This is a genomic window from Nostoc sp. (assembly GCF_036918015.1).
Taxonomy (GTDB): Bacteria; Cyanobacteriota; Cyanobacteriia; order Cyanobacteriales; family Nostocaceae; genus Nostoc.
On the sequence record NZ_JBALEO010000031.1, the window covers coordinates 87,001 to 99,717 of the forward strand.

12 protein-coding genes are annotated in these 12,717 nt (G+C 41.7%); 8 read left to right on the forward strand and 4 right to left on the reverse strand.

Annotated elements, in window-relative coordinates; all coding sequences use genetic code 11:
* The first annotated feature begins 319 nt into the window (after nt 1–319).
* The 5 genes from topA (at nt 320) to V7K61_RS07335 (ending at nt 7,952) form a co-directional block, all read left to right on the forward strand.
* Complete coding sequence (gene topA / locus V7K61_RS07315) at nt 320–2,971, forward strand: type I DNA topoisomerase (protein WP_335052282.1); 2,652 nt, start codon at nt 320–322, stop codon at nt 2,969–2,971.
* A 418-nt stretch (nt 2,972–3,389) separates the two neighbouring features.
* Nucleotides 3,390–3,530 (forward strand): hypothetical protein, encoded by a 141-nt coding sequence (locus tag V7K61_RS07320; RefSeq protein WP_012410890.1) that lies wholly within the window; start codon nt 3,390–3,392, stop codon nt 3,528–3,530.
* A gap of 22 nt (nt 3,531–3,552) precedes the next feature.
* Nucleotides 3,553–4,002 carry a type II 3-dehydroquinate dehydratase gene (aroQ, locus tag V7K61_RS07325; protein ID WP_094350304.1) on the forward strand — a complete coding sequence of 150 codons (450 nt, stop codon included), beginning with the start codon at nt 3,553–3,555 and terminating at the stop codon, nt 4,000–4,002.
* A 79-nt stretch (nt 4,003–4,081) separates the two neighbouring features.
* Nucleotides 4,082–5,026, forward strand: coding sequence for an ADP-ribosylglycohydrolase family protein (locus V7K61_RS07330; protein ID WP_335052284.1), 945 nt, complete (start codon nt 4,082–4,084; stop codon nt 5,024–5,026).
* A 229-nt stretch (nt 5,027–5,255) separates the two neighbouring features.
* Nucleotides 5,256–7,952: an HD family phosphohydrolase gene (locus V7K61_RS07335; RefSeq protein WP_335052286.1), complete on the forward strand. Its 2,697-nt coding sequence runs from the start codon at nt 5,256–5,258 to the stop codon at nt 7,950–7,952.
* A 230-nt stretch (nt 7,953–8,182) separates the two neighbouring features.
* On the opposite strand, the gene V7K61_RS07340 is transcribed toward V7K61_RS07335, so the two are convergent.
* Nucleotides 8,183–8,395, reverse strand: a complete 213-nt coding sequence (locus V7K61_RS07340; protein ID WP_335052288.1) for a hypothetical protein — start codon at nt 8,393–8,395, stop codon at nt 8,183–8,185.
* Nucleotides 8,396–8,979: 584 nt separating this feature from the next.
* Between V7K61_RS07340 and V7K61_RS07345 the strand changes: the two genes are divergently transcribed.
* Complete coding sequence (locus tag V7K61_RS07345; RefSeq protein ID WP_335052290.1) at nt 8,980–9,258, forward strand: hypothetical protein; 279 nt, start codon at nt 8,980–8,982, stop codon at nt 9,256–9,258.
* A gap of 6 nt (nt 9,259–9,264) precedes the next feature.
* The gene (locus tag V7K61_RS07350; protein ID WP_335052292.1) at nt 9,265–9,651 is read left to right on the forward strand and encodes a hypothetical protein; all 387 of its coding nucleotides are present in this window, start codon (nt 9,265–9,267) and stop codon (nt 9,649–9,651) included.
* A gap of 332 nt (nt 9,652–9,983) precedes the next feature.
* Here the strand turns inward: V7K61_RS07350 and V7K61_RS07355 are convergent, their stop codons facing one another.
* The 3 genes from V7K61_RS07355 to V7K61_RS07365 all read right to left on the reverse strand — a co-directional run bounded on the left by V7K61_RS07355 (nt 9,984) and on the right by V7K61_RS07365 (nt 11,373).
* Complete coding sequence (locus tag V7K61_RS07355) at nt 9,984–10,400, reverse strand: DUF2442 domain-containing protein (RefSeq protein WP_335052294.1); 417 nt, start codon at nt 10,398–10,400, stop codon at nt 9,984–9,986.
* Between the two features lie 94 nt (nt 10,401–10,494).
* The gene (locus tag V7K61_RS07360) at nt 10,495–10,638 is read right to left on the reverse strand and encodes a DUF4160 domain-containing protein (RefSeq protein ID WP_335052296.1); all 144 of its coding nucleotides are present in this window, start codon (nt 10,636–10,638) and stop codon (nt 10,495–10,497) included.
* Between the two features lie 78 nt (nt 10,639–10,716).
* Nucleotides 10,717–11,373, reverse strand: a complete 657-nt coding sequence (locus V7K61_RS07365; protein ID WP_335052298.1) for a TetR/AcrR family transcriptional regulator — start codon at nt 11,371–11,373, stop codon at nt 10,717–10,719.
* 333 nt (nt 11,374–11,706) lie between these two features.
* Between V7K61_RS07365 and V7K61_RS07370 the strand changes: the two genes are divergently transcribed.
* Nucleotides 11,707–12,660: a Rieske 2Fe-2S domain-containing protein gene (locus tag V7K61_RS07370; protein ID WP_335052299.1), complete on the forward strand. Its 954-nt coding sequence runs from the start codon at nt 11,707–11,709 to the stop codon at nt 12,658–12,660.
* Nucleotides 12,661–12,717: the final 57 nt, after the last annotated feature.

Below are 12,717 nucleotides of genomic sequence, written 5' to 3' on the forward strand. Positions count from 1 at the left end.
CTCCCTGCTTTCTTATCTCCTAGTCCCCATTCCCCATTCCCCAGTCCCCATTCCCCAATCCCCAAATTTTAAAACTGTAGTCGCCAATTATGCGTTAGATAAGTTAAAGATTGAAATAGCTGGAAATTCAGACCCAGCGTACCCTCATTTATCCTCTGGGACAGACTGGGCATTAAGTTCAGCGGATTTTCTCCCAAGCAGGCAGTTTATGTGAGGATTAAATCACTGCCCTAAGCGTGACCATTTATCTTGACAATTTGCAAAAATTACCTCAATTTGACTGTTTAGCTTACTAGCTCTTCTTTTTATTGAAATTTCCATGTCAACTCTCGTCATCGTCGAATCTCCAACCAAAGCTCGTACCATTCGCAACTACCTGCCAGCAGGCTATCGGGTGGAGGCGTCTATGGGTCATGTACGTGACCTACCCCAGTCGGCTAGTGAAATTCCTGCTGCCGTCAAAGGGGAATCATGGGCGCAGCTAGGGGTAAATGTGGACGCCGACTTTGAACCGGTATATGTTGTCCCGAAAGACAAAAAGAAAATTGTCACCCAGCTCAAAGAAGCCCTCAAAGATGTAGATGAACTGATTCTGGCAACGGACGAAGACCGGGAAGGCGAAAGCATTAGTTGGCATTTATACCAATTGCTGAAGCCGAAAGTTCCGACTAAGCGGATGGTGTTTCACGAAATTACCCAAGAGGCGATCAAAAAAGCTCTGAAAAACTGCCGCAATATTGATGAGCAGTTGGTTCGCGCCCAAGAAACGCGGCGGATTTTAGATCGACTGGTGGGCTATACCCTGTCTCCATTGCTGTGGAAAAAAATCGCCTGGGGATTATCTGCTGGGCGAGTGCAATCTGTAGCCGTGCGGCTTTTAGTCACCAGGGAACGTCAACGTCGCGCTTTCCATGAGGGTACATACTGGGATTTGAAAGCTAGTTTGTCAAAGGAAAAAACCCCCTTTGCTGCCCAACTGGTAACATTAGCAGGAACCAAAATCGCTAACGGCAGCGATTTTGACGCCACGACCGGAGAAATTACCGCAGGTCGCAATGTCTTGTTGCTCAACGAAGAACAAGCGGTAGCCCTCAAGGAACGCCTAACTGGGAAAACCTGGAATGTTAACGACATCGAAGAACGCCCTGTGACGCGCAAACCGTCGCCACCGTTCACCACCTCGACGTTGCAGCAAGAATCTAACCGGAAACTGCGCCTTTCAGCCCGTGACACAATGCGGGTTGCCCAGAATTTGTACGAGCAAGGGTATATTACCTATATGCGGACAGATTCGGTGCATTTGTCAGATCAAGCGATCGCAGCTGCTCGGAGTAGTGTAGAAAAGCTCTACGGTCAACAATACCTCAGTCCCCAACCCCGGCAATACACCACCAAATCCAAAGGCGCACAAGAGGCGCACGAAGCAATTCGTCCAGCAGGTAGCACCTTCCGCACCCCTCAAGAAACTCCTTTGGGCGGTCGAGAACTTGCTATCTACGATTTAATTTGGAAGCGGACTGTCGCTTGTCAAATGGCTGATTCTCGCCAAACTCAAATTACCGTGCAATTGCAAGTTGAAGATGCTGGATTCCGTTCTTCTGGCAAACGGATTGAATTTCCCGGATACTTACGTGCCTACGTCGAAGGTTCAGACGACCCGGAAGCAGCACTAGAAGACCAGGAAGTAATTTTGCCGAATCTGAAAGTGGGCGATAATCCAAATTGTACAGAACTGGAAGCAGTTGGGCACGAAACCCAACCGCCAGCTAGATACACCGAAGCTTCTTTGGTGAAAACCTTAGAAAGCGAAGGTATCGGTCGTCCCAGTACCTACGCCAGCATCATTGGCACAATCATCGACAAGGGTTATGCCCATTTGGTGACTAACGCTCTCATTCCCACCTTTACCGCTTTCGCCGTCACCGACTTGCTGGAAAAACATTTCCCGGACATTGTTGACCCCAGTTTCACCTCGAAGATGGAGCAAACCCTTGATGACATTGCCACAGGTGAAGTGAAATGGCTGCCCTACTTGCAGCAATTTTATCTGGGAGAAAAAGGGTTAGAAACCTTGGTAAAAGAACGGGAAAGTCAGATTGATGCCACCAAAGCGAGGACTGTAGAACTTGAGAATCTAGATGCCAAAGTCCGCATTGGTAAATATGGCCCTTATATTGAAGTCGAAAATGGTGAAGGAGTGATCACCGCTTCAATTCCCAAAGACCTAACGCCAGCTGACCTCGACCCCAAACAGGTAGAAGTATTGCTGCGGCAAAAAATTACAGGCCCTGACCAGGTAGGCCGCCATCCCGAAACTGGCGAACCAATTTATGTAAAAATTGGTGCTTACGGGCCTTATGTCCAATTAGGTGACAAAACCGACGAAAACCCCAAACCGAAACAAGCCTCCCTACTCAAAGGTGTCACCCCAGAAACCGTTACCTTGGAAATGGCTGTTGGTCTGTTGGCGCTACCCCGGACATTAGGGGTTCATCCAGTTACTGGCGGCAAAATCCAAGCAAGTTTGGGACGCTTTGGCCCTTATGTGGTTCACGACCAGGGTAAGGAAGGAAAAGATTACCGCTCCCTGAAAGCTGCTGATAATGTATTGGCAATTAGCCTAGAACGTGCATTGGAATTGTTATCCGAACCCAAAAAGGGGCGCAGTTCCACCAACAGCAAGTCCAAGGCAGCCTTACGCGAATTGGGTACGCATCCAGAGGACGGGGAAACAATTAATATCTACGATGGCCCCTATGGCCCTTACATCAAGCATGGCAAAACTAATGTCAGTATCCCAGAAGGTCAAACGGTAGAAGATGTAACCCTGGCGGCGGCGCTGAGTTTGTTGGCAGCTAAGACATCCACCGGAAAATCGACTCGCAAAACGAGTAAATCAACGACTTCCAAATCTAAGTCAACAGCTAAATCCTCAACGACCGCTGCAAAGAAAAAGGGTACAGAAGGCTAGTGACAAGTCAAACAATTTTGGATTTTAGATTTACGCTAGCTTTAGCGACGTTCGCGCAGCGTCTCGCAGAGAAGGAGCGTCTTTTGGATTTATTTCGCCCATAACGGGCGAGGCATGAATCTCAAAATTCTCTTAATCCAAAATCTAAAATCTAAAATTCCTACTCAATAGTCTATCTAAAGTCCAATTTTTAACCCTTGACCCTTAATATCCATCCTTGATAGGATACAGTTCATTAGGTTCAAGTGTGATACTCTAAAAAGTAAGGGAAAACACAACGCTAAATTTTAGAAGTGGCTTATATCCCAAATACGGGATTGTGTATTAGCCCGGTTGGAAGCCAGAGGTGCGAAAGTATGTCATTTTCTGCGTACCTGTTAATCAAAAATTGAGGTAGTATCTCAGGAGCGGTCAGTTCATGGACTATATAGAAAAGGTGCTGGAAAAGCTTAAGGAATTAGCTCGTAGGCTAATTGAAAGCCTATTAGGGCCAGAGGCTGAACCGGAACCGGAACTGATTCCGATTCCTGTGAACGATCGCTCGCGCCGTCGCCACTAACCCCACAGTGGTAAACTCGACGTTGCAACCCTTAAGTATTCTGGCACTGCATGGGCCAAACTTAAATTTGCTAGGACAGCGAGAACCAGGAATTTATGGTTCGTTGACCCTAGCTGAAATTAACCGCCTGTTAGAAGAAGAAGCATTCAAATTACAGGCGAAAGTTTTTCCTTTGCAGTCAAATCATGAAGGAATTTTGGTAGATACTATTCATGGCGCGTTAGGGCAACATCAGGGAATTCTGATTAATGCAGGAGCGTATACCCACACAAGTGTGGCATTGCGAGATGCGATCGCTGCTGTTAATTTGCCCACCGTGGAAGTACATCTAAGTAACATTTATCGCCGGGAAGATTTTCGCCATCATTCGTACATCGCCCCAGTTGCGATCGGGCAAATAAGTGGTTTTGGCGTTCAAAGTTACTTATTGGGCTTACAAGCTTTGATAGATCATTTAAGAGTTAGGAGTTAGGAGTTAGGAGTTAGGAATTGGTAGTAAAGTTAGGAATTAGTAATATTTCATTAAATCCTCACTTTTAACTACATAATTTATGCGTTACTCTCCTATAAGTCGGTTTAAAGGAACTTTACTCGGAGCATTACTGGGGGGAAGTTTAGGTGCTGGTGGTAAAGTACAGTTTGAGAGTTGCCCAGATTTAGGCAGAATGGCGGTTCTGGGTATCCAAAGTTTGATTGCGTTAGGTAGATTAGATTTAGATGATTGGATAGAGCGTCAGCAAGAAGAATCTCTTCATTCAGCACCAACTGATGACATCTCCATAAAAATAATTATTGCCACATTACCAGTAGCACTCTTTTTTCACGAAAATCCAATTAAGCTCCGACAAAACTTGCTGCGTGTGCTGAAAATCTGGGAGAACGATCCAGTAGTCAGGGATGGAACACTAGCAGTAGGATATGCGATCGCTCTTGCCCTAACTGAAAAACTCGACCCTATAACTCTTATCCCACAAACAATTTCTTTTATCGGAGAAACACCGACATCAATACCAAAAAAATTATTAAGAGTCCAGAATTTATTAGAGCAAGGGGCTGGATTATCAACGGTGCAAGCTGAGTTTGCTAAGGAAGAAAAACTTAGCAACACTATTGCTATGGCATTTTACTGCTTTTTGAGTACCTTAGAAGACTTTCGGCTGACAGTTTTGCAGGCTACTCATAATGACAATTCTCAAGTGCAAGATGCTACGCTTCTAAATTCACAAGCTACAGGTGCAATTACTGGTGCTTTATCGGGAGCATATAACGGTACAGGCGGGATTCCCGTAAATTGGCAAGTCTTGCTCTTGCAGAGGAATTCTCCAGTATGGGGACTAACTAGCTTTTCCCAAATGTTAGAATTGACCGATGCATTTGTGGCGGTGTGGTCAGGAGTGTATAATCTTACTTTAAACCCAAGGGAGTTAACAGAGGACGGATGTGAAGTAGCTCCGCTTTCAGTTTACGCAGCTCCTCGCGTTATTCGATCGCGTTAATCTTAATTAACCAGATAAGGGGTTAAAAGTAGGCAAACTTCCGCCACTGTGTATTAGTCTCATATACTAGAATTTTTCAGTAAACCCTCGGACTGATTCTGTAGCTAGCTATTGTGGCAAATCAGTAATAAAAAAGCCCCCGCTACCAAGTTGCAGCAGCCGCAGATCGAACTTTCCTGATAATTGTCTTTTTTTGAGCTATCAAAGTCGGCAATTGCAGGTATAGATAATGAAAATGCATCAATTTTTGCAGTTCTTGAACCAGCAATTGATTCACTGGCGGCGACAGTACAAAACACTACGCCGTAAGGGAAAGTTAGTGAGAAGTCCCAAAGGTAAAACCCATAGAAGGGAACTTCTAAGGACTATGCTCAAGAATGTATTCCTGTTTTTATCAAAAACCAATGAGAAAAGCAAACGTCGAAAACAAGAAAGAGCGCTAAGGGCAAAGGAAAAATCGGTTAAAACTAAGAGTAGTATTTGTGCAGTTGGTTTAGATTGGGCATATAAACAGCGTTACTCGGTGATTTTAGCGATCGCTGTAGTGTCCCTCACAGGTATTATTGGGTATAAATTATACAATCAGACTCAAATCCAAATAGGACATCCCGCACCCCAAACGATTACAGCACCTTACACAGCTAGCATCGAAGATCAGAAAAAAACCGAAGCCGAGCGCAAAGCCGTCAGCACAAGCTCCTTACAGGTGTTGATGCTTGATGCGCGAATCAACGAAAAAATCAACGAAAATTTACAACAACTTCTAGATGATGGCAACGAAATTCGCGCTGTTGCTGGAGCTTTTCCTTTTTTTGATCCTGTAGTTTTATCTATCTCTACCCAACGTTATCTCCGCTCTTGTTCTGAGTCGGAATGGCAAGCATTGCTATCGGCTGTAGAAAATAGTAAAAATCAGCAGCAGAAGAGAATCGGACAAACTACCCCAGCTGCACCCAATCAGAAACGCCAGCCGCGCATCACATCCAAATCTAATTCCCAGAGTCTAGAGAAGACAGAGCCAGTAGATTTTTCTCAAAACACTGATTTTACTCAAGCTGTAGCAGAACTAGAATCTTACCGCCTCACAACTTCTGAGAAAAGCTTGTCTTTAGTGATTGCCGAAATTTCCCAAACACGTCAAAGATATATCCAAGCCACTGCCAAACTTTTAAAGTTAGAGACTCTTAGCCCCCAAGCAGTATATGAAGAATCTCTACTTTTGGATTTATCAGATGTGGAATGGGAAAAAACCCAAATGGGAATCCATCAAAGCATAGAGCGGATTCTCACCCAAGGCATCCCACAAGGACTGCCAAAAAATATCTTGCAAGATGCGGTGAGTTTACAATTACAGACTTTTGTACCAGAATCCGCTGAAACTTTGGCAAAAAATCTGTTATTAGCTGTACTCAAGCCGAATCTGCAAAAAGATGAAGAACAAACCAGACAAAATGCTCAAAAGGCGGCGGCTGGCGTGCCACCCGTGATGGTGAAGATACGGCATGGTGAGGTAATTGTCAAAAAAGGAGCGCAGATTACTGCATGGAACTTTGAGGTGCTGGAGCATTATCGCCTGATTCGCCGGGAGGTAAAGTGGCAGGAGTTGGTGAAGTTAGCAGGCGTGATTGCGATCGCTATTGGCATTTTTGTCTGGGTAGAACGCCATATTGATTACGAATTGCGACAACGCGATCGCCTGTTGGTGTTATTGCTAACTCTGAGTGTGCCAGGAGTAATCATCATCGGATTGCCCTATACCACTTGGAGCGCCCTTGGTTTATTGTTGGGAAGCTTTTACGGCCCGACTTTGGGGTTGACAGTTGTCAGCCTGCTGTGGCCAATATTAGGCATTAGCTTGGATATGAGCAAGGCTGCGCTTTTAGCTGGTGTTGGGGGAGGAATATTAGGTAGTTACATTGCCCAACGATTGCGATCGCGTGAAGAATTGGCATTATTAGGCGTTGCGATCGCCTTAACTCAGGGTGGCATTTACCTGCTTGTTAAAATCTTAATTGGTCAAGTATTTGGTTCAACTTGGTATATTGTTTTCCAAGAAGCGGGATTATTTGCTTTATCCGGCTTAGGGTGGAGTGTTGTCGCCTTGGGTTTGAGTCCTTATCTAGAAAAAGTTTTTGACTTAGTTACTCCAATCCGTTTAGCAGAACTGGCGAACCCTAACCGCCCCTTATTAAAACGACTTGCTACTGAAACTCCAGGAACTTTTCAACATACGTTGCTTGTGGCTACCCTTGCTGAAGCTGCTGCCAAAGAATTAGGATGCAATGTTGAACTAGTCAGGGCTGGAACATTATATCACGATATTGGCAAAATGCACGACCCTCTTGGCTTTATTGAAAATCAAATGGGGGGGCCGAATAAACATGATACAGAGATTAAAGATCCTTGGAAGAGTGCAGAAATTATTAAAAAGCACGTAAGTGAAGGGTTGGTGATGGCACGTAAACACCTTTTACCGACGGCGATTCAAGCTTTTATTCCAGAGCATCAGGGAACGATGCTGATTGCCTATTTCCATCACCAAGCCCAGCAAATGGCTCAGTCAGATTCAAGTTTAACTGTAGATGATGCAGACTTTCGCTACGATGGCCCAATTCCCCAATCACGGGAAACCGGAATTGTCATGTTAGCAGATTCTTGCGAAGCAGCGCTGCGATCGCTGCAAGCATCGGCTAAATCTGTGGGAGAGAAGCGATCGGTTAAAGATGTCTCCACTGAACAAGCTTTAGCAATGCTGAATAATATTCTACGTGCCAAATGGCAAGACAATCAACTCGTTGATTCAGGACTAAAACGGGAAGAGATGTCACAAATTGCCCAGATATTTGTGGATGTTTGGCAGCAATTTCATCACAAACGGATTGCTTATCCGAAGTTGAAGGCTAGTAGCACTGGGCGGAATTCGTAATTTCGCTAAGGATACGAACACTCGCATTAAAAAGTCCCTCTATAACTATATAGAGGGGTTTTTTAACTACTTTTAATTGAAAAGCACAGATAATAATTAATTTAAATTGTATTGAATACTATTGCTACAATATTAAACTTAATTGTCACTATTCTCCTGAATTAAATCTACAAAAACTATTTAAAATATCAAATCAAGAAAATTTTTATGATTATCAAATTATCCAAATATTATCCAGTCAATATTTCAATCAGCTGTCTTTCCAATTGATCGGTTGTTGCCTGTGCAACTCGAAGACGTTCAATTGCTAGTGCAAGTACTCGATCAGTCGGAATATTCAATTTATTTCCAATAGACTCAATTAGGTTATAAGTTTCTTCATCTAACATCACATGAGGGTCACTTGATTCATTACTGGTGTTATAAAATACACTAATAGTCATAATAACCCCCCTTGTTATGTTCTATAGAGATACCCTTAAAAGGGACTAAAAACGTCCTATTGTTATTCTAACGAGTTATACAGATATTTGGCGGCTAATTAAAAATTATTTCTAAAGATAGTCCTCTTTATTTACTATGACGGAAGAAAAAAAGCTTGGATTTTTATAGCCATCGATCCCTGATGTCTGATAGTTAGTATAATTTTTATTGATTTTCTATTTAAGGCTACGTAAAAAATATTTTCCTTCTAGATAGTAAAAACCTTATCTAGCAGGGTTTACAATTTGTTGTAAAAAAATAAAATCATGCCAGCAAACAAGTGTGTAAAATGCGACTTAAGTATATAAAGATTTGGTTAAGATTCATAAAAAAGAATATAAGCATTTTGTTAATGTATTGAAAGAATTCTCTTTAGGGGTTATTATAGGGATAATAAAGAGGTACACTATTGTACCAAGTATATATACTACTGTGCAACTTCTGGGTGACACTTTTATATCTTCTCCACTCTCATAGTCATAATTTAGCTTTTTACTGCTTATGGCACTCACGCTTTAGATGACGAGAGTTAATTTAACTATGTATGGGCAGTGAACAACTGCTCAGTTATGGTGTGTCTACCTATATCCTTGCATGGCTTTGTAAGAAGGAGATTGTAACGATGTCAGCACGTAAATTTCGAGTTAATTTGAGTGAGAAAGATTCAGAGTATCTGAAAGAAATTGCCCAAAAAATGAACACATCGGAGTCTGAAGTGATCCGAAAAGGGTTAAAACTGATTGCACTTTATGCTGAAGATGAGGAAAATTCACTCATACTCAAAAATGAAAAAAGTGGCGATCAAACATTAGTAATTTTGTAATTGCTAATGGACAACACTCCTAAAACAAGTGATTCTTTAAATAATCTCATTCCCCAGTTTGGCGAAACAACAACAAATATTAGTCCTGCTGATAAACGTCAAAATTTCAATACTTATCTAGCAGGTACTTTAGCTTTAATGTTGTGGGCTACTTTGATAGGAGTAATATTTTGGCATGCTTTGGCAATAAATTACATATCGAAGAGTCTCTGGGGAACAAGTTCTTCAATTGAGGAGGTTCAAAAGAAATCTGAAACATCATCAGCTTTAATCAATGATACTGCCAAAACTTTATACTCGTTAATAGGCCCATTAGCTACAGCAGTTACTGGTTTTTATTACAATTCTGTAGCTTTATCTAAGAGCAATTCTAGAGATGAGGAAAATGATTAAGTTCTCTCTTCTAGTGGATATGCCCTAATCAGTGACAACCAAAAAACAGGTTAGGATTTTTTCCTTTTAGCTTACTTTGTTTCTATAGCCAAACACTAGCTATTGTCGCGTAAAAGTGTTACACAGTATTATCAAAGAGAAACGCTTGTGGTAACTCACTTACTATTTTGATACCGCAAGTGTTTCTTAATTTTTGTTTTTTACTTGTTAAATGGTTCGGTTTTCCGATAATTTCAAGACTTTTTTAATAGTGGCTGACTCCACACCCAGCTTTAGATGCGATCGCTTTATGGTGAGTTGATAGGTCAAGCTTCATCAGTAGCCAGTACAATTTATTGTCCTAGGCGATCTGTACCATTCAGTCGAGATGCTTCAGATTTTGCAGAAGAAGTTGAGCTTCCACCCTTTCTAGCAAGTTCAGCCATCCATTTTTTAGTTCCAAATATTCCGTTCATCAAAGCAGGAATACTCAAATCTACATCTAGGGTTTTCCAGTGTAATCCTTCACCAGAAGGTGTTACCTCTACTTCTGCTAAGTCCTTGATTGAAGCACCCGCCAGTCCTTCTCCTACCTCTGAAGGGAACCCAAACATACATTTGTTAGACAATAAGACTATAATCATTCCTAAATAAGCGTCATAAAAAGCACGAGTAGCTCGTGGTTCAGATGTGGCGATCGCATCTGAGTTTGCTCTGGCATTGGCTAGCTTTTCTTTTAATTCTTCTGTAGCCGCAATCTTCTTAACCATGATATTCTCGCCACTTTTTTAGTAGTTCCAATTGGTGATCAGCAACTAACTGTAAAGCTTTCACTGCATCTTTATCACTCATTTCTGAGGATACCTAAACCCACTCTGGAGCTAGGTTTTCATCTCCTATGTTGATTTTTGCCTCTCCGCCCCCTTTAAAAACATGGACATGAGCAGGAATATGATCGTTAAGGTAGATACGAACCTTAAAGCCGCCTTTTCTTAAGATTGTTGGCATTTAATATCTTAATTTTATCAAATATAACCTAAGCGCTTGGGTTTATTAATAGATCGCAGTTTTCCCAATATTCAATCCCTAATTCTCACTACATCGCACACCAGCCAAGATAAAATTAACTGCTGCTTGAGTATGCTGCTCAATCATTTCTGGACTTAGCAGTTGCAAATCTGGTCTAGTATGCTTAATGTTTTCATAAGCGTTGAAGTATAAATTACAAACCCCAATAATATGCAGGGTGGTGAAAAATGGATCGAGTTGACGGAAACAACCTTCCGCCATTCCCCGCTCTAAAATCTTGATGAGATAGCTAAAATTTTCTTGCCAATTCCCCTCTTTGAAATACTTTCCCTGATTTTGGTTTGCTTCTTGGAACCAAAGCATTCCTCTGTGCGGGTGAGCAGCTTCATAAGCGATCGCTTCTTTGACTAGCAGTTTCAAAGCTTCCTCTGGTGGGAACCGATCCAAATTTAGCTGCTCAAACCCTTCGTGCATCTCCACCGCCGGACGTTGCAGAACCGCTTGATATAGTCCTTCCTTGCTCTGGAAGTAGTAGTAAATCATCGCTGTGGTGACACCAGCACCTCTAGCGATCGCCCCTGTCCGCGCCCCTTGAAGTCCATTTCTGGCAAACTCCGCTTCCGCCGCATCGAGAATCTGCTTTTTCGTCGCTTCTGCATCGCGCACCTGACGCGGCTTTTTAGATGAGAATTTTGACTGCGTTGAACGACTCACATTGCTCCATCATCATAACGAAAATATATTAACTAAAAACTTGGTTAGTAGTTGACATAGAAGATGAAATTTATTAAGTTAATATTAACTAACTAAAAAATTAGTTAACTATATAACTTGTCCATGCAGTAGCCGAAGTTAGCCAAGCAAATGCTCGGTATAATTAGTTCGTCTATTGCAGACAAGACTTTAGTTATCCCAATTTACATTCAAAAGAGTCATGTAGAACAGGCGACACCAGCTTGTCTACAACTTTGAAGTTTCAAGATTGCGTTACCTTTTGCTAACGCATCTAGCAACTTTTCAAAAAATTATCAAGATTTTGGAGGAAAAATGGAACCAATTTTACCTGGTGCGCCTTGGTTAATCGCGCACAAATTTATATTGGGAGTGAATAAACCAAATAAAATCACATTAAATGGACAGGATTATGTTATTTGGCAAAACCAAAAAGGCGAAGTGTTTGCCCTTGATAACATCTGTCCGCATATGCAAGCACCCTTATCAGACGGCTGGGTTTGTCAGGAAAGAGATACTATTACTTGCCCCTTTCATGCACTAGAATTTGATGGGCAAGGCAGATTACAGCAAGGAGATAAAAAAGACACTCAGCCAATTACCAAACCATTAGAGTTAATTATTAGCAATGACTGCATCTGGACTTATGCCGGATTTGAGCCAAGATTGCCCATCCCAGATTTGCATCAGAAAATTGTTGATGAATACGAGTTCATTGGAGTAACTGGGGTTAAAAGTATTCAAGGTGAGTTTTTGACTAACCTGATGGTTAACTATGACTATAATCACCAAAATGGTACTCATAAAGAACTATTTAAAATTAAAACTTGTAATGTCAGTGCTTTTGAAGAAAAAGGATATTATGCCACAGTTAAACAAGAACTGATCAGAGCCAACAACACTCTAGGAGAAATTATCAAAAATCCTGTTTTGGGAATCTTTCCTAAAACACTTTCTAACACACTAGAATACGCATTTCCTTCAACTACAGCTTTTTTTGCTAAAACGCCGATTGGTGATATTACTCAAATTCATATTCTCTACCCTGAAACAGACAAAATCACCAAAACTTTTATTTTGATGTATGCCAAAGTCGTCAATCCTTTGATGAAATTTCTGTTTAAAAACTCAGTTTTACAAGCAGCAGCCACAGTCATTGAACAGGATACAGGTGCTGTCGAAAGTTTATATCCTCGACAAAAACCAAAAATTAGATTGCCAAATGAAGAGATTATGTTCTACGCAGAAAAACTCTACCACAATTGGTAATTTTGATTTGCAAAGCCTAACTGCCCTTTACAATTAAACTGTAGCTAATTCCTGCTG